The organism is Mycobacterium shigaense (assembly GCF_002356315.1).
GTDB lineage: Bacteria > Actinomycetota > Actinomycetes > Mycobacteriales > Mycobacteriaceae > Mycobacterium > Mycobacterium shigaense.
In genome coordinates, this window is the sequence record NZ_AP018164.1 from 1,986,975 (window position 1) to 2,003,955 (window position 16,981).

The 16,981-nt window shown below is 67.6% G+C and carries 17 protein-coding genes and 1 pseudogene; 7 read left to right on the forward strand and 11 right to left on the reverse strand.

What is annotated here, in order from left to right:
- Window positions 1–5: 5 nt before the first annotated feature.
- Together MSG_RS09445 and MSG_RS25155 are read right to left on the reverse strand one after the other, a co-directional pair.
- On the reverse strand, window positions 6–1,259 hold the full coding sequence (locus MSG_RS09445; RefSeq protein WP_096439058.1) for a PPE family protein: 1,254 nt from the start codon (window positions 1,257–1,259) through the stop codon (window positions 6–8).
- 12 nt (window positions 1,260–1,271) lie between these two features.
- Window positions 1,272–1,412, reverse strand: a complete 141-nt coding sequence (locus MSG_RS25155; protein WP_162899182.1) for a hypothetical protein — start codon at window positions 1,410–1,412, stop codon at window positions 1,272–1,274.
- A gap of 859 nt (window positions 1,413–2,271) precedes the next feature.
- On the opposite strand from MSG_RS25155, the gene MSG_RS09455 reads away from it, so the two are divergent.
- On the forward strand, window positions 2,272–2,562 hold the full coding sequence (locus MSG_RS09455) for a hypothetical protein (RefSeq protein ID WP_096439062.1): 291 nt from the start codon (window positions 2,272–2,274) through the stop codon (window positions 2,560–2,562).
- A 107-nt stretch (window positions 2,563–2,669) separates the two neighbouring features.
- On the opposite strand, the gene MSG_RS09460 is transcribed toward MSG_RS09455, so the two are convergent.
- The 3 genes from MSG_RS09460 to MSG_RS09470 form a co-directional block, all read right to left on the reverse strand.
- Window positions 2,670–3,485 carry an MBL fold metallo-hydrolase gene (locus MSG_RS09460; protein ID WP_096439064.1) on the reverse strand — a complete coding sequence of 272 codons (816 nt, stop codon included), beginning with the start codon at window positions 3,483–3,485 and terminating at the stop codon, window positions 2,670–2,672.
- A gap of 108 nt (window positions 3,486–3,593) precedes the next feature.
- Complete coding sequence (locus MSG_RS09465; protein WP_096439066.1) at window positions 3,594–5,162, reverse strand: long-chain-fatty-acid--CoA ligase; 1,569 nt, start codon at window positions 5,160–5,162, stop codon at window positions 3,594–3,596.
- A gap of 90 nt (window positions 5,163–5,252) precedes the next feature.
- Entirely contained in the window at window positions 5,253–5,816 is a 564-nt protein-coding gene (locus tag MSG_RS09470; protein ID WP_232011202.1) for a hypothetical protein, read from the reverse strand.
- 192 nt (window positions 5,817–6,008) lie between these two features.
- On the opposite strand from MSG_RS09470, the gene MSG_RS09475 reads away from it, so the two are divergent.
- Both MSG_RS09475 and MSG_RS09480 read left to right on the forward strand, forming a co-directional pair.
- Entirely contained in the window at window positions 6,009–6,797 is a 789-nt protein-coding gene (locus MSG_RS09475) for an SDR family NAD(P)-dependent oxidoreductase (protein ID WP_096439068.1), read from the forward strand.
- A gap of 74 nt (window positions 6,798–6,871) precedes the next feature.
- Entirely contained in the window at window positions 6,872–7,654 is a 783-nt protein-coding gene (locus MSG_RS09480) for a sulfite exporter TauE/SafE family protein (RefSeq protein WP_096439070.1), read from the forward strand.
- Window positions 7,655–7,853: 199 nt separating this feature from the next.
- Here the strand turns inward: MSG_RS09480 and MSG_RS09485 are convergent, their stop codons facing one another.
- Together MSG_RS09485 and MSG_RS09490 are read right to left on the reverse strand one after the other, a co-directional pair.
- Window positions 7,854–8,945, reverse strand: coding sequence for a glutamate--cysteine ligase (locus MSG_RS09485; RefSeq protein WP_096439072.1), 1,092 nt, complete (start codon window positions 8,943–8,945; stop codon window positions 7,854–7,856).
- A 50-nt stretch (window positions 8,946–8,995) separates the two neighbouring features.
- Window positions 8,996–9,430, reverse strand: coding sequence for an anti-sigma factor antagonist (locus tag MSG_RS09490; protein ID WP_232011203.1), 435 nt, complete (start codon window positions 9,428–9,430; stop codon window positions 8,996–8,998).
- Window positions 9,431–9,584: 154 nt separating this feature from the next.
- Here MSG_RS09490 and MSG_RS09495 point away from each other — a divergent pair, with 154 nt between their 5' ends.
- Window positions 9,585–10,178, forward strand: coding sequence for a TetR/AcrR family transcriptional regulator (locus MSG_RS09495; protein ID WP_096439074.1), 594 nt, complete (start codon window positions 9,585–9,587; stop codon window positions 10,176–10,178).
- 22 nt (window positions 10,179–10,200) lie between these two features.
- On the opposite strand, the gene MSG_RS09500 is transcribed toward MSG_RS09495, so the two are convergent.
- Together MSG_RS09500 and MSG_RS09505 are read right to left on the reverse strand one after the other, a co-directional pair.
- Window positions 10,201–10,866 carry a DedA family protein gene (locus tag MSG_RS09500; protein WP_096439076.1) on the reverse strand — a complete coding sequence of 222 codons (666 nt, stop codon included), beginning with the start codon at window positions 10,864–10,866 and terminating at the stop codon, window positions 10,201–10,203.
- Window positions 10,867–10,880: 14 nt separating this feature from the next.
- A complete protein-coding gene (locus MSG_RS09505) occupies window positions 10,881–11,765 on the reverse strand; it encodes an SGNH/GDSL hydrolase family protein (protein WP_096439078.1) in 885 nt (294 codons plus the stop codon).
- A 70-nt stretch (window positions 11,766–11,835) separates the two neighbouring features.
- Between MSG_RS09505 and MSG_RS09510 the strand changes: the two genes are divergently transcribed.
- Together MSG_RS09510 and MSG_RS09515 are read left to right on the forward strand one after the other, a co-directional pair.
- Window positions 11,836–13,497 carry an AMP-binding protein gene (locus tag MSG_RS09510; protein ID WP_096439080.1) on the forward strand — a complete coding sequence of 554 codons (1,662 nt, stop codon included), beginning with the start codon at window positions 11,836–11,838 and terminating at the stop codon, window positions 13,495–13,497.
- A gap of 12 nt (window positions 13,498–13,509) precedes the next feature.
- The gene (locus MSG_RS09515; protein WP_096439082.1) at window positions 13,510–14,583 is read left to right on the forward strand and encodes a permease; all 1,074 of its coding nucleotides are present in this window, start codon (window positions 13,510–13,512) and stop codon (window positions 14,581–14,583) included.
- A gap of 9 nt (window positions 14,584–14,592) precedes the next feature.
- Here the strand turns inward: MSG_RS09515 and MSG_RS09520 are convergent, their stop codons facing one another.
- Entirely contained in the window at window positions 14,593–15,402 is an 810-nt protein-coding gene (locus tag MSG_RS09520) for a polysaccharide deacetylase family protein (RefSeq protein ID WP_096439084.1), read from the reverse strand.
- Between the two features lie 280 nt (window positions 15,403–15,682).
- Between MSG_RS09520 and MSG_RS09525 the strand changes: the two are divergent.
- Window positions 15,683–15,825: pseudogene (locus MSG_RS09525) on the forward strand (hemerythrin domain-containing protein); the annotation flags it as partial.
- Between the two features lie 13 nt (window positions 15,826–15,838).
- Here MSG_RS09525 and MSG_RS09530 read toward each other — a convergent pair.
- Entirely contained in the window at window positions 15,839–16,546 is a 708-nt protein-coding gene (locus MSG_RS09530) for a TetR/AcrR family transcriptional regulator (protein ID WP_096439086.1), read from the reverse strand.
- Between the last annotated feature and the right edge of the window lie 435 nt (window positions 16,547–16,981).

The following is a 16,981-nucleotide window of genomic DNA, read 5'->3' on the forward strand; positions in this document are numbered from 1 at the left end:
CGGGCTCAGCCCGCAGCGGGTGGGCGAGGCATGACGGTCACCTGGAATCCGTAGCGCGGTCCGGTGCCGAAACTGCGACCGCCGCTGTTGCCCGCCGGTATGCCCGGCATTCCCGGTGCCCCAACCGCCGACGCTTCCGGCGCGGGGATACTGGTACTGCTCCAGCCGCCGCCGGGCAGCGCGGCTCCGGCATGGTTCTCCACTTGGGCGGCAACCATCCAGGTCTGGGGCACCGACAACCGCCCGATGGTTGCGGCCTGGTTGGTGCCGGCCGAAATCCATCCGCTTTCTGTGCTGGGCACGCCGATGGGGCCCAGCGGGGGATCACTCGCCGGTACACCGGTCGCGCCGGGCACCGGCGTCCACCCCGCATTCCCCGACCCCGAACCCATGGGTGGTAGCGCCTGAGTGCTGGGCTGCGCGGCGAGCTGCACGGCGTTGATATCGGCCATCGACGCCGTCACGGCGGGTTCGACGATCGCGGGGTTGATGTAGCCGCCCGAGACGATGCCGTTGACGAAGTTGGAATCCAGGAAGTCCCACAAGGACCCGCTGGTCAGGGACGTCGTCGACAACAGCGACGACGAGGACGAGGACGACACCGGCGAGGCCAACGACTGCAACGCATTCGGCACTGAAGACGTGAGCTGGCTCAGCGTTTCCTGCGTCCCGGCCGCCGCCGGCGCGCCGGCGGCCTGGGCGACCGCGGAAGCTTGGTCGTTCTGTGCGTCTGGGTTGGTGATCTGCGGCGCCTGACTGAACGACGTCAGCCTTGAGGCGCCGGCCGAGCTGGCGGCATAGCCGTACATGGCCGCCGCATCCTGTGCCCACATCTCGCTGTACTCCGCCTCGTTCGCCGCGATCGCCGCCGCGTTCAACCCGAGGAAATTGGTCGCGATCAGCAATGCCAGCTGACTGCGGTTGGTCGTGACCTCGGTCGGCGGCACCGTCATCGCGAATGCGGTCTCATAGGCGCTGGCTGCCGCCGTCGCCTGACTGGCGGCTTGCTCGGCCATCGCCCCGGTCGTGCTCATCCAGCTTGTGTACGGCGTCACGGCGGCCGCCATCGACGAGGATGTCGGTCCCAGCCATCCCTCGCTGACCAGCGCGGTTACCGCTGACTGATACGAGGCCGCCGCCCTGTTCAGCTCCATCGCCAGCCCGTCCCAGGCCGCGGCGGCTGCCAGCAGCGAGGCCGAGCCTGCCCCGGCATACATGCGCGCCGAGTTCACCTCGGGTGGTAATGCCCCGTAGTCCATCGCCGCCGCCTCTCAATCGGCCGCGCGAAGGCGGGCCACTCGGTCAGCGTTGGCCGGCAGCACGGCGAATCGCGTTGTGGTGTAGCCGGATATGCGGCCGGCGGCGTTATCGGCAGGCATCGCTGGGCCGCCGCGCTGTGGAACAACAGACATGACCATCTCCTTGGTAGGTAGTCCGACCCGGCTGGGCTCGGCCGCCGTGGCGGTGCGATGTCGGCGAGAGCGCATCTGCGTCGACATGCGCCGGTACAGGTACTCGGCGCGGGCGTACAGCGGCGGCAAAACGCCCGACCCAATCGAAAAAGCTCACTTCATTAATCACATGCTGGCACTATTGATCGGACCGCTTCGCCCCACCTCCCGGCACGTGCAGGCACGCAGAGTCCGGTGCTTACACAAATTGCATAAGGTTTCGCGGCACAATTTGCCAGGACCTTTACCCCCTCATTAGACGTTCGGAATGACAGGAGCGTAACCACTTCGGCGCGGCGGCGCAGGGTAAGGGAGCCAATGCATAGACGTCACAAGTGCTCTGGGTATCGGCATCGCTCGAGATCGCAGTCAGCGGCGCGTTCAACTGCGGCGATCGCCCGCAGCGCGGTGCGCCGGAGCGGTACAGCGGGATCAGGGTCCGCGCGGATCGACGCGACGAGCCCATCGCGGGCCTCGGTGCTATGACGGCGGTTCGAGATTGCCTTCCGGCCGTCGGCTCGCGTGCAGAACGTTAGCTAACTGCCGGACGACTAGACGAGTCCATTGAAACTCCCCGCGAAAAGCATTGGCGTAACATTGCGCTAACATTCGTCATTGTGACGTAACGTATCGGGCGCTATTTCGTCGCGCATCCCGGAAGTGGGAAAGCCGAATTGCCCTCGAGGTTTATTCGGCCCCCGCCGCGCTGAGGCCGCAGCACCGAGCCGGCTCGGCTATGGGGCAATCTCCACACTGACGCCCGGACGGGGGAACAATTGAGGCGCGACGACGCGCGATCACGACAAGGAGGGTGCAACCAATGGCGAACAACGAAGGCGTTGGCACGCTGAAACTCGAATGTCCGCAACTGCATCCCGTGGGCCGGATTCTCAAGGAGGCCCCGCATCAGCAGGTCGTCTACGACCCCGGCGCCCAGGTGGGGCCGCGCCGTTTCTGGCCCGACGAGGAAGACCAGCCGCAGTTCAAGACGCAGTGCCGCCACTGCGGCAAGCCCGTCGCCGAGGCCACGTCCACACTGCAGGAAAAGCACCGCAATCTGATCCTCGACGCCTCTGAGACCATCGCGACGGCCACGCTGCCGTTCGTGTAGGAGGATCCCCGTGGCGCACACCCCATCGACCCCGGACAGCGCCGGCTCACCCGACTGGGTGCACCCGCAGCTGCGGACCGAGGGATGCCTGTGCGGCGGTTGCGTGCCTAGTCCTGGTCGAGCGAGGTCAGGTCGATCCACTCGCCGTGCGGTGCCGTGCGCAGCACCCGTTTGATGCCCGCCTGATCGAACGCCGCCGTGAGTTCGGCGGGGCCCTCGCTGAAGTGGGCCCAGCCATCGACGTGGGCGGGGATCACGACCTTGACGCCGAGGACCTCCGCGGCCGCGGCCGCGCGGGCCGACGTCAGCGTCAGCGGCCGGCCGCGTTCTTTGGCCGGGACGCTGGCCGCCCCGGCGAACAGCACCGCGATGTCGATGTCGGCGACGCGGTCGGCCACCTCGCCAACCGCGCTCATCGAGGCGTTGTCACCACTGAGATAGATGGTCGGCAGGCCGGGCCCGTACAGCACGAATCCCGTGACCTCGCAGTTGACGTGCCCTTTCATGTCGCGCATCCCGTCGGCCGGGCCATGCACGGCCGGAACCGCTTGTGCCGCAATACGTCCCGGGCCGCCGGGCAGGTAGTAGGACTGCCACGGTTGCAACCCCACCGCCGATGGCCCGAATCGGCTCGCGGCGCCGGGGTTGGTGACGATCAGCGGTGCGCCCTCGGCCAGCTTGCGGCCGGCGTTGTCCAGGTTATCGGGATGCTGGTCGTGGCTGATGAGCACTGCATCGATCTGCCCCAGCGACTCGGCACTCACTGCGGGGCCGGTGAGCTTCTCCAGGTAGTCGTGCGGGCCGGGCGGGTCGAACGTCGGATCCAGCACGATCCGGCGCCCTGCGATGTCGATGACCGTCGTCGGGCCCCCGAGCACACTGATCGCGCATTTTTGTCGGTGCGCGTCTACTTGCTCACTCATGTCGTCGCCCCTGACTGTCCCTGCAGTGAATGCTTACGGCGCACGGGCAGGCTACAACACCGCGGGGCCGCGGTCGCGCTGAGTTTGCCCTCTCCCCAGGCGCCAGCCTCATACCCGACGCGCGCGATCTTGCCAATATGGTTCGCGGAGTTGGTTTTTGAGGATTTTCCCGCTGGCATTTCGGGGCAGTTCGGCGGCGAAGTCGACGGTGCGCGGACATTTGTAGCCGGCCAGGTGCTCGCGACAGAAGCCGATGATGTCGCCGGCTTCGACCGCGCCGGTGGTGACGACAATCGCCTTGACGGATTCGCCCCAGTGGTCGTCGGGGACCCCGATCACCGCCGCGTCGGTGACGGCGGGGTGCTCGATCAGCACGCTTTCCACCTCGGGCCCGTACACGTTTTCGCCGCCGGTGATGATCATGTCCTTCAGCCGGTCCTCGATATAGAGGTAGCCCTCGGCGTCGAGGCGGCCGATGTCGCCGGTGCGCACCCAGTCGTCGGCGGTGATCGTCTCGGCCGTGGCCTCCGGCCGGTTCAGGTAGCCGATCATCCGCTGGTCGCTGCGCACCCAGATCTCGCCGGCCGCATCGGTGGGCAGTTGATTGCCGGAATCGGGGTCGACAATCCGAACTTCGTTGCCCGGCGCGGCTTTTCCGGCCGATACCAACAGGTGCGGGCGGTCGGCGTCGCGATGCTCCTCGGCGCCCAGCGTCGCAATCCCGCCGCACAACTCCGTTTGCCCGTACACCTGAACGAAATTCATCTCCGGCCAGGCCGCGAGCGCCTGCTGAAGCAATGGCAGCGGCATGGGCGCCGCCCCATAGACCACGTAGCGCAAACCCGAGAGGGCGTCGATCGCGGCCTCCCCGGCGTCGAGGAACCGGGCGATCACCGGGGGCACGAAAAACGCATGTGTCGCACCGGATTTCACCGTGCCGATCAGGGTGGCGGCCTCGGGTTCGCGCGTCAGGAATGTCGGTACGCCGGCGCGGATACCGAAGAACGCATAGGCGATCCCGCCCACGTGGAACAGGGGCATTGCGACCAGGTTGGCGTCACCGTCCGAAAACGGCATCGGCGCGGCCAGATTCCCGATGTGATTCACCAGTGCGCGCTGAGTCAGCTGCACGCCCTTGGGGCGCCCGGTGGTCCCCGAGCTGTAGATCGTCAGGGCAGCGTCGTCGTCGCCGACATCCGGATAGATGGTGGGCGGCGCGGCCGCGTCCAGCAGGGGTTCGTACTCGTCCTCGTCGCCGCCGACCACGATGACGCGCTCCACGCCGGGCACCCGCGCGCGGATCGCGTCGACGGCGGAGTGCAATTCCGCCCCGACCAGAAGCACACGCGCGCCGCTGTCGTTGAGCACATGGGCGAGTTCATCCCCGAGGATCCGCCAGTTGACGATCGTGGCCACCGCGCCGATCGACGACGCGGCGAGGAAGGTCTCCAAACACGCCGGGTGGTTCTTGTCGAGGAACGCCACGCACTCGCCGCGCCGCAGGCCCGCGGCTTGCAGCGCGCCCGCGGCCCGCTGGATCCGCTGCGCCCATTGCGCCCAGGACCACCGCAGCTCGCCGAAGCGGATCGCGACGTCATCGGGCCGCTGCTGAACATGGCGCTCGACCATCCCGACGAGCGTCTCGGTGGTGCCGGTCGTGGTATCGGCTGATGGCATCGGCCCTCCGCTGGGTGGTGATGTGTTCCCCTGTCGTTGATACGCGGTGGTCCCGCCGCATGCCACGGCGGGGCCACCGGACGCCCGCGGTTACAGCATCGAGTCGATCATCGCTCCGCCGTCGGCGTCGACGTGCGTGGTGGCATCGCCGTTCTGCGTGAAGACGATGAAGGCGGACTGATGGGTCGAGGGGTTCAGCAGCTCGATGAAGGCACCGATGACGGGAATCGCGCCCAGCTGCGACGCCCCGTCAGCCGTGTAGTCGATGAAGGCTTTCTTCTGAAAGTTCGCCCCTGCCACCGTGGTCGCGATGGGCGCGGACAGGTCTTTGACGTTGCTCAGGCCGGTCACCGTGGCGCCCAGGTTGTTGATGTCGTCCTGCAGCACGGCAACGGGATCCGTCCCGGTGGCCGGTTTGACCCGGACCTCCATCTCCGCGCTGGAGAACACGTTGTGCAGCAGCACCCAGCCGGGCCCCTGGTTGCCGACCGACCAGCCCGGCGCCGGGGTGACCGAGACACCCGGCGCGACCTCGACTCCGTCGGCCGCGGTCAGCCTCACCGCCGGGCCGGTGAGGGCGCCGGTCAGGGCGATCGCCGCGGTCACCGCGGCCGCGAACGCGACGGGGCGCACTGCTCTTGAGACGACGCGCATGGTCAGACTCCTCTGTTGCGGTCGGGCGGCGGGAGGTCCGCCCGTCATGTACCCATTTCACTGGGCTGGCGTCACGCTGTCCATGATTGGCTCGCTATCGCCTGATACACCTGGCTTATCGAAGACTGCGGGGGACCCCGTGGCCACGCGGTGTGTCAACATGGCTGCGGCAAACCGACAAAGGAGTCAGACATGGTGGATGCCGAACGGGCTCGCTCGCGGACGTTCATCGTGACCGGCGCGGCGTCGGGTATCGGCCTGTCCGCCGCGCAGCGCTTGCTGGCCGAGGGTGGCACCGTCATCGGCGCCGACCTGACGTCCCCGCCCAACCTGGGACCCGACTTCCGCTTCGTCGCCGCGGACGTCACCGACGAGGACGCCATCGCCGCCGTCTTGGCCGCGGTGCCCGGCCGCCTCGACGGCGTTTTCCACGCGGCAGGCGTCGCCGGCGGCGGCCCGGTGCACCTGCTCGATCGCGGCGAGTGGGATCGCGTGATCGGGACCAACCTGACCGGCACCTTCCTGGTGGCCAAGGCGGCCCTGGCCCGGATGATCGAGCAGGAACGCGTCGACGGGGAGCGGGGCTCGATCGTGACCGTCGCCAGCATCGAGGGCCTGGAGGGCACCGCCGGCGGCAGCTCCTACAACGCCGCCAAGGGCGGGGTCGTGCTGCTCACCAAGAACATCGCGCTCGACTACGGGCCGAGCGGCATTCGGGCCAACGTCATCTGCCCCGGTTTCATCGACACGCCCATGGCCCGCGGCGTCTTCGGGCTGCCCGGGATGGAAGGGCCGCTGGCCTCCATCACCAAGGAGCACGCGTTGCAACGGCTCGGCCGGCCCGAGGAGGTCGGGGCGGTGGCGGCGTTCCTGTTGTCGCCCGACGCGTCGTTCGTCAGTGGTCAGGCCATCGCCGTCGACGGTGGCTACACCGCCGGACGCGATCACGGCGTGGTCGCGCTCTTCGGCTTCCCCGAGTAACATCCTCGGCGCTGCCGCGCCTGAAATCACCCGGCGTGCTTGGCGATCCAGCGCGCCGACTAGTGTCTAGTGCGGTGTCGCCTTACCACATGATCTTGATCGGCCTGGCCGGGTTGGTTGCCGGCGCCATCAACGCCCTCGTGGGATCTGGCACCCTGGTCACCTTCCCGACTCTGGTCGCGCTGGGTTATCCGCCGGTGACCGCCACGATGTCGAACGCGGTCGGTCTGGTGGCCGGCGGCCTCTCGGCAACCTGGGGGTACCGCGCCGAGCTGGGCGGTCAGTGGGATCGACTGCGCTGGCAGATTCCGGCCTCGTTGGCGGGCGCGGTGTTAGGGGCATATTTGCTGCTGCACCTGCCGGCGAAGGTGTTCGCTCAGGTCGTGCCGGGGCTGCTGGTGCTCGCCCTGCTGCTGGTGGTGGCCGGGCCGCGCATCCAGTCGTGGGCGCGCCGCAAAGCCGAGGAGGCAGGGCGTCATCCTGAACACATCACGCCGGGGCGCAAGGCACTGCTGGTCGTCGGGACCTTCGCCGTCGGCGTCTACGGCGGTTACTTCACCGCCGCGCAGGGCATCTTGCTGGTCGGGGTGATGGGCGCCCTGCTGCCCGAGTCGCTGCAACGCATGAACGCGGCCAAGAACCTGCTGGCATGGGTGGTGAATATCGTTGCGGCGCTGGGCTATACGCTGGTCGCCTTCGATCGGATCTGCTGGCCGGTCGCCGGGATCATCGCGGTGAGCTCGCTGGCCGGGGGGTGGCTCGGTGCGCGCTACGGCCGCGCGCTGTCCCCGACAGCGCTGCGCTACGTAATCGTGCTGGTCGGCCTGATCGGGCTGTGGCGGCTGTTGACGGTGTGACGCCGTCTGCACCCTCGGCGTTGAGTGTGCGTTCCCGGCGTTGAGTGTGCCCTTGTGGATTTGCGAGTGCGTCTACGGCGGGATTTTCGGCTTGGCCTCAAGGGGGGATTGGCGCCGTGGACGCACACGCAACGCCGTGGATGCACACGCAACGCCCTGGACGCACACGCAATGTCCTGGACGCACAAGCGAGGCGCCGTCAGCCCACCGTGGCGGCCGCAGCCTCCGCGAGGACGTCGCGCACCTCGCCGCGCCGGCGCCACGCCGAGCGCTGGCGCATCGCGCCGTTACCCTGGCCGGCGATGCGGTCGAGTTCGTCGACGACGCGGTCGTATTCGCCGAGCGCATCCAGAGCCGGGTGCACCTCCCGCACCAGGGCACCGAGCTGCTCACGCGCCGACACGGCACGGCTGTGCACCAAATCGATTGTGCGACCGGCTAATCCGTCGTGAGCGGCCTTCCAGTACGCCGCGCGCAGCGCTGCGGGCGGCAGCCGCCGCGGCTCCTCGCCGCGGTCGCGTGCCTGCAGAGACGTCATCACCGCCGCCCTGATCAGGGTGGCGAGCAGCACCGTCTCGGCGACCGTCGCCGGGACGTCGGCAACCCGGACCTCCACCGTCGGCAAGTCCGCCGACGGGCGCACGTCCCAATAGATCATCTTGTGATCCAGGATCGCCTCGGTGTCGATGAGCATGCGCACGGTGTCGTCGTACTCCTCGGCGGACGCGAAGTGCGGCGGCGGCCCGGCGGCCGGCCAGCGCCGCCACAGCACGCTGCGCCAGCTCGCGTAACCGGTGTCGGCATTGTGATAGATCGCCGAGTTGGCCGACAACGCCAGTAGCGACGGCAGCCACGGCCGCAGCCAATTGCCGGCGTAGACGGCGGCTGACCGGTCGGGCACCTCCACATGCACGTGGCATCCGCAGATGCCCTGTTCGTGCGCGACCATCCCGAATTGCGCACCGATGCGCTGGTACCGCTCGGTGTCGGTGACCGGTAACTCGTGCGGGGTGGCCGGTGGAAGCCCCAGCGCCAGCAGTTGCAGCCCGCCGGCCTGCGCGGCCTGTGCGGCGCCGCGCCGCAGCCGGATCAGCTCCACACCGAGTTCGGCACTGGTGTGCGCCACGCCCGACGTCGTCTCCACCTGGCAGCTACTCAGCTCCAATTGCAGTGTGACGCCACGGCGTTCGGCTTCGGCGGCCACGTCGGCGTTGCGCGGGGCCGGTTCACCCGTCTGTCGGTCGACGAGAAGGAACTCCTCTTCGGCGCCGACCGTCGGCAGGTCGCTCATAGGGAAATCAGTTCTTGCCCAACACTTTCGACTTGGCGCTCAGCGGCTCACTAGAGCGCGAGCGCGGAGTCCACGGTGGGGTAGATGGGCAACGCACGAAACAGCCCGCAGGCGTCGACAATTCGGGTCACGATCGGCTGATGGGCGACCAGCCGCACCTCGATGCCGCGGTCACGGCAGCGTTGCGACTGCTCGGCCAGCACGGTGTAGGCGCAGCAGCCCATGAAATCGATGCTGGTGACGTCGACCACCAACGGTCCGGGTGTGGCGACGACACTTGCCGCCTCGGCGAGCAGGTGGCGCCAGGTGTGCTCGTTGCAGGCGTCGATCTCGCCGCCCGCACTGATGACGATGGCCGGGCCGCGGCGATCGGTGGTGGCTCTCAGGGTGCTGGTGGGGTCGCCCAGCTCGTAGATCAGACGGCTGCTCAGCATCAGCGGCGGGCTGGGCCCGGTGGGAGCGGATTCGGTGATCACGGGACTCATGGTGGACTCCTAATCCGGCGCCGCTGGCGCCGCGATCTTGGTCCGTCCTGCCGTCTGAAGACAGACAAATTTCGCACACTGCGAACCTCTATTGTATAACGAGACAGGGCGGTCTGTCTACCTGGGTCGGGCTAAGAGAACGGTAAGTCTTGCTATGACGACTTCGCATGTCGCGCCGCCCAATGCGTCGGCACGGGAGCGCATCTTGACCGCCGCATACGAGCTGTTCAGCAAGCGCGGTATTCGCGCCGTGGGCACCGACGAGGTGATCGTGCGCGCGGCCGTGGCCAAGGCGACGCTATACCGCCATTTCGCGACCAAGAACGACCTGGTGCTGGCCGTCCTGCAGCGGCGGGAAGAGATATGGACCCACGGCCTGGTCGAGGCGCAGTCGGAAGCGCGGGGCCACACGCCCGAGGAGCGGTTGCTGGCCATCTTCGACGTGCTGCACGACTGGTTTCAGCTGCGCAACGGCTACGAGGGCTGCTCGTTCATCAACGTGCTGCTGGAACTGGGCCCCGACCACCCCGCCGGCCAGGCCTGCGTCACGCACATCGACCACGTCCGCGACATCGTCCGCAGCCGAGCCGTCGACGCGGGCCTGCGCGACGTCGAGGGCTTCGCCTCGTCCTGGCACATCCTGATGAAGGGCGCCATCGTGCTGGCGGCGGTGGGCGATCTGGATGCCGCGCTGCGGGCCAAGAAGATGGCACGCGGTCTGATCGAGGAGCATCGCCCCCGGCGCTGACCGCCGCCGGCGAGGCGGTCGGCTAGACCGCGTCTGCCGGGGCTTCCCCGGATTTGCGGGCGTGCTCGGCTTCGAGTTCGGCGATCGCACGCGCGGTCCGTTCGCGCAGCACGATGGTGGCGATGCCCCCGACGATTACCGCGATGACGAGAGCGATCCAGGAGAACCGCTCCAGCCAGCGTTCGGCGGCCATCCCGGCGAAATAGACCAGCGCGGTGGTGCCGCCAGCCCAGCAGATGGCGCCCGACACATTGGCGCCCAGGAATCGCTGGTAATGCATCTTCAGCGCGCCGGCTAGCGGGCCGGCGAATATCCGCAGCAACGCGATGAAACGTCCGAAGAAGACCGCCCGAATTCCCCAGCGGTTGAACAATCTTTCGGCGAGCATCACGTGTCCCGGGCCGAAATGCTTGGGGAAGCGCTGGCCCAGCCTGTCGAAGAGCGGTAAACCGAATCGGCGCCCGATGGAATAGCCGATCGAATCGCCAATGACCGCACCGATGATGGCAGCGATCGCGACGCCCAGCGGGTTGACGGCCAGGTCGTGGTGGGAGGACATCAGCGCTGCGCTGACCAACATGATTTCCCCGGGCAGCGGAACGCCGAGGCTTTCGACGCCGACCACGCCGCCGACCACCAGATAGACCGCAAGGGGCGGGATCGACTGCAGCAAGGCCTCCACGTTCATGGACTAAGGATGCCTCACGGGTGTCCGCCCTGCGCAATGTCTTCGGTCTGCGCGCCCCGGTGCGGCGCGGGTGGCGCGTTGACGGGTTCCAGCTGCGGGCGCTTGGCGAATCGCCCGTCGGCCGCGGACATGCCCCGCATCCGCCGCCACACCCACGGGAAGAAGTTGTCCTGCGTCCAGCGCAGCTTTCCGTAGGCGCCGGCCGCGACCGACAACTGCGTCGGATCGGGATGCGGCTTGGCCCAATCATGGTTGCTGTCAGGCAGATTCAGGGCTTCGGCGGCCGCGGCGGCGAACAGGATGTGACCCTTGGGCGACGCGTGCACGCGGTCATAGCTCCACGTGTCCCAGTCCCGCATCGACGCCGCGTTGTACAGGTCGACGAGCGGGAAGCCGTAGCGGGCGGCGGACGCGCGGATCGCGAAGTTGATGCGGGCCAGCCGCTTGGACACGATCCAGCCGAACGGGAGGAACTGCGCGACGTTGGGAAATGTCGTCGTCACCACCGTCGCCCCCGACTCGGCGAGCGTCGCGTAGAGGTAATCGAGTTCGGCAAGCGCACGGCCGAAGTTTCGGCCGGGCTGGATGACGTCGTTCATCCCGGCACACACGGTGATCAGGTCCGGTTCCATCGCCAGCGCCTCCGGGATCTGCTCCCTCAGCACGTCGCCCAGCAGCTTGCCGCGCACCGCGAGGTTGGCATACTGCAATCCCGGATACAGCGAGTCGAGCAGCACGGCGAGCCGATCGGCGAACCCGAGCAGACCGGTGGTCTCGTCGCCGTCCCACAGCCCCTCGGTCTGGCTGTCGCCGAGGGCGACGTATCGGCGGTATCCGGCCTGACTGGCTCCGTACACGACCCCGAGACTAATGCTGAATCGAATTCCGGTGCGTGACATCTGGCGCGAAACGCTGTTGTAGCGTGATTCTCGCCGCGCTTCACCGGGCCGGTTGGGTTAAAGGAGTGCAGTGGAATTCAATCTCGCCCAAGTGTTCTCGGCGGTGGCGGCGGCGAACCCACAACGCGATTGCGTTGTGTTTGGACATCAACGGTTCACTTTCGCGCAAACTGACGAACGGGCCCGCCGATTCGCCCGCGCACTGAATTCCTGGGGTCTCGGCGCGCATCGCGAACGTTCGGAGTTGGCGCCGTACGAATCCGGCCAAAGCCACCTCGGGTTATACATGGCCAATTGCAACGAATTCCTCGAGGCGATGCTCGGTGCCTACCACGCGCGCGTGGCGCCGTTCAATGTGAACTACCGCTACGTCGCCGACGAACTGGTCTACCCGCTCGGCAACGCGAGCGCGGACGCGGTGATGTATCACGCCCGGTTCGCGCCGACGCTCGCCGAGGCGCTCGAGAAGGGCGGGCTGCCGCCGCCGCGGCTGATCCACGTCGACGACGGCTCCGGGAACGCGCCGTTGCCCGGCGCGGTGCGCTACGAGGAGCTGCTGGCCTTCAACGCCGGGGAGGTTTCCGACGATGCGCTGGATATCACGCCGTCGCCGGACGACCTGTACGTGCTCTATACCGGCGGCACCACCGGGATGCCCAAGGCCGTGCTGTGGCGCCAGCACGACATCTACGTCAACGCCATGGGTGGACGCAGCTACGGCACCGGCGAGGTGGTCAGCGGCCTGGACGAGATCGTCGAGCGGTCGCGCGTCGCCGCGCCGGGCTCGATGACCTGCGCGCCGTTGATGCACGGCGCGGCGCAATGGGCGGCCTTCATCAACCTGTGCGGCGGCCGGCCGTTCGTGATGGCGTCGACGACCACTCATTTCGATCCGGCCGAGGCGTGGGCGCTGGCCAGCCGCGAACGGGTGGCGTCGCTGTCGATCGTGGGCGACGCGTTCGGGCGGCCGCTGGTCGACGAACTCGAATCCGGCGACTACGACCTGTCCGGGCTGACGGTGCTGGTCACCGGCGGGGCGGCACTCAGTGCGCCGCTCAAGCAGCGGTTCGTCGAGCTGCTGCCGCAACTGACGATTCTGGACGCCGGCGGCTCCTCGGAATCCGGTTCGCAGATGGGCCAGGTGTCCAGCCGCGGGCACCGCGCGAGCGGCCGGTTCGCGCCGAACCCCGGGGCGGTGGTGGTCAGCGAGGACATCACCCGGATCCTGTCGCCGGGTGACGACGAAATCGGTTGGCTGGCCCAGCAGAGCCCGATCCCGCTCGGGTACCTCGGCGATCCGGACAAGACCGCCCGGACGTTCCCGGTCATCGAGGGGATCCGGCACTCGGTGCCCGGCGACCGCGCCCGCTGGGCCGCCAACGGCGAAATCGAGTTGCTGGGCCGCGATGCGGTCACCATCAATCCCGGCGAGAAGATCTTCGCCGAAGAGGTCGAGGCCGCCATCGCCGAGCATCCCGCCGTCTACGACGTCGTGGTGACCGGCCGTCCCAGCGCGCGGTGGGGGAACGAAGTGGTGGCGATCGTGCAACTGGCAGCGGGCGAGCGGGCCTCGCGGGCGGAGTTGGCCGAGGGCATCCTCGCCGAGGCCGCGCGTCACCTCGCCCGTTACAAATTGCCGAAGGAGATCGTCTTCCGCGACCGGCTGCAACGCTCACCGTCCGGTAAGGCCGATTACCGCTGGGCGAAAGACCAAGTGACACAGTCTGTTTGAGTTAGGATATAGATGGCGAACGCACCGGGCGACGCGATCGGTGGCCGCGGCCGTGCGACTGTGGCGATCGGTGTTCTGTTCACCGTCGCCGTGTTCGTGGTGGGCTTGCTGTGGGCCAAATGGGCGCCCTACCTCGCCAAAGCTCTGAAAGCCCAGCGCACCCGCCACTGGTCGGGGTCGAGCATCCTCGGCGTTGGCGGGGTGCACCCTGGGGATGGTCCGACCTGGCATGCGGCCACGACGTTTTTTACGACGTACCTCTCGTCGATCTGGCCGGCGCTGCTGGTGGCCCTGCTGATCAGCGCCTCGGTTCAGGCGCTGGTGCCGAGGTCGTGGCTGCCGCGTGTGCTGAACCGCCGCCACCTGATTTCGAGCGCACTGGCCGGCGGTGCCGCCGGCATGCCGTCGATGATGTGCACCTGCTGTGCCGCGCCGGTGGCTGTCACGTTGCGGCGCAACGGCGTCAGCCCCGCGGCGGCCGTTGCCTACTGGCTCGGCAATCCGTTACTCAACCCCGCCGTCCTGGTTTTCCTGTTCTTCGTCGCACCATGGCAGTGGACGGTGACGCGGCTGGTGGTCGGTGTCGCCACCGTGATCTGCGTCGCGGTATCGGTGGGACTGGTCACCGGCGGGCGGCGGGCGGCAGCGGCCACGTCCGAGTCGGTCGGTCCGCCGATCGAGGAAACGGCCGGCGCGGCTAGCGGATTCGTGCGGGCGTTGCTCGGCCTGTGCCTGATTCTCTTGCCGGAATACGCAATCATGGTGTTCGTGGTCGGCGCGTTGCGCGGCTGGCTCATCACGTGGACTCAGCCCGCCCACCACGGGCTGCTGATCGTCGTGCTCGCGGCGATCGTCGGCACGCTGCTCGTCATCCCAACGGCCGGGGAGATACCGATCCTGCAGGGCCTGGCCCTTCTCGGTGTCTCCTCGGGAACCCTTGGGGCGCTGCTGATCACACTTCCGGTCATCAGCGTCCCGGGTATTGCGATGGTCACCCGCACCTTCGGCTGGAAGGCGACGGCGACGGCGGCGGCGGTGGTGGTCGCGGGAGGGTTGCTCGGCGCCACGGCCCTGAACGTGCTCTGAGCGCCCGGCTTAATGTCTCGAAACCGGATGCGAACCTCCGGGTTTGAGCAACACGTCGTTGAGCGTGACGGTGCGCAGTCGGCGTGCCCGGATGATTTCGACCAGCTGCCCGTACACGTGGGTGACGGGCGCGTGGTTGAGGTGGCCGATCACGATGTTCTGCGGCAGGAAGAACTGGTAGGCCATTCTGACGATCTGGTCCTCGGGCAGCAGGGCGGAGTCGCGCAGATCGCCGCTCCACAGGGTGGGCACCCGGTAGCCCAGATCCGCGGCGACCGCGTCGACGGCCGCATTGTGGTGGCCGTACGGCGGCCGGAAATAGGGCGTGGCGTCCACGCCGTAGGTGTTGCGCAGGAACACGTCGGTGCTCTTTAGTTCCTCGGCGATTTGCTTGGGCGACAGCCTGGTGAGGTCCGGGTGCGTCCAGGTGTGGTTGGCCAGCTGGATCTGACCGGACTCGACCAACGGCCGAAGGGCAGCGATGTTCTCGGTCCAGGAGCGGTAGCCCCCGGTGACGAAGTAGGTGAGCCGCACCCCGGTGTCCTTCGCGAATTGCGTATACAGCCGCACCACCTCGCTATCGACACCGTCGTCGACCGTCCATGCCAACAGATCGCCCTCGCCGGGCAGCGTCTTGAGTACCGTGCCAGGCAGCGCCACCCGCGAGCCCGGGTCAGGCAGCGGCATCACCTTCGGCGGCGCGGGAACGATTGGGCCGGGCGCGGATCCGAGGACATCGGCGCGTGCCGCGGCGCCACGGCGCCACGAGACTCCGGTGGCCGCCGCGGCCGCGGCGAGCAGGAAGCGCCGCCGGTCCATTGCGGTCACGTGTGCACTCCTCAGCCCGCGGCGCCAATCACCGCGACCCAGAACAACGACCCAGAACAACGACCCAGAACAACATTGGGTCGGATACCGCTAAAGGCTAAGTTTGCCCTCGCCGCAATCCCGTTGCCTCGCCGTCAGTGTCGCGAACGGATACCGATCTGTGACCTCCCGCGGCGAGTCGGGACCGCCTGAGCACCGGTTTGGACAGCGCCTGCAAGGATCGCTCGGAGCGACAGATGGTATCCGCCATCGGACGTCACGAATGGCTGGACCGGCCCCGCCGGAGGTGAAGATCACCGACGCGGAGCTCGAGGAGCTGGGGGCGCGATGGCCGCGCGGATCGAGCAATACCGCGGCTCGGCGTTGCACAAGATACGCACCAAGGGGCGGGCGGCGCTGGTGCGCGCGCTCTGACGCGGTTTCCGGATCAACCTCGAGCGACAAAGCGGGCTTGCTGCACCAGGTTTCGGGTGTCGGCCGCGGCCTGACCATCCTCGTAGATGCTGGCCAGCCAGATGTGGACCAGCGTGTCGATCACGCGGTCCTCGGGAATGGCCGGCTGCTCGGACGTGAACGTAGCGGCCATCACCCGCTCGCTCAACATGTTCAGCGCTACCGAAAGATCCTCGGCTGGAACGGTATTGGGTGCGGATCCGCGTTCGCGCTCCGTCTTGATCGCCAGCGTGGTGAACGAGATCCATTTCTGCATCAGCGTCGACCACAACTGGCGGACCTCGGGATTGGTGGCCTTGGCCGCCGCGCCGGCCACCGCGACCGCCCGATGCGAACCCGACACCTCGAAGAACGCCTCGACGCGGGCGCGCCACAGCGCCGCCGGATCGCCGGACAATTTGCCGCGCAGCGCCTTGAGCGCGGTGTGCGCCTTGGTGTTCATCTGGTCCAGCAGGGACAGCAGCACCGCGTTCTTGGACTGGAAGTAGAAGTAAAAAGTGGGGCGGGAGATACCCGCCCCTTTTGCCAAATCGTCCACCGAAAAATCGGCCAGTGGCCGCTCCTGCAACAGTCGCTCGGCGGTGGCCAGGATCGCCTGCTCGCGGTCGTCGCCGGAATGGTGCGACGAACGGCGGCCGCGGGAGGCCTGCAGGTAGCCGCGTTGCTCCGGGCGGTCGGACACGCCACATACTGTATGGGCACGTCGACATATGCCAGGCAAATTGTTGATTAAGACCAACGATAATGTCGATTAAGTTCGACGATCTGTCGAGAATTCTCGACAACTTTGTCGACCCAGCCGACAGTTGTGTCGAATACGCGATGTCTAGCGGGCGCTGCGGGAACCAGCTTTGGTGCCTTGAGAAACGGCCGTGGCACCCCGGGCCGCCATTATGCGGTCCAGGACCATATTGCACAGATCGCCGTCGTCGCATCTCCGGCGCCGCAGGAACGCGTGCAACCGTCGATCCAGCGGCCAGTCGGCATAAATCGGCCCGGAATAGGGCGAATGCAGGAAGTCTCGCGCCAAAATATCTACGTCAGCATCGATGAATAACGGTGGGCCATCCCCCATAAGCCGTCCTGCTCCTTTGTGTTCGGCCACAATCCGCCGCTG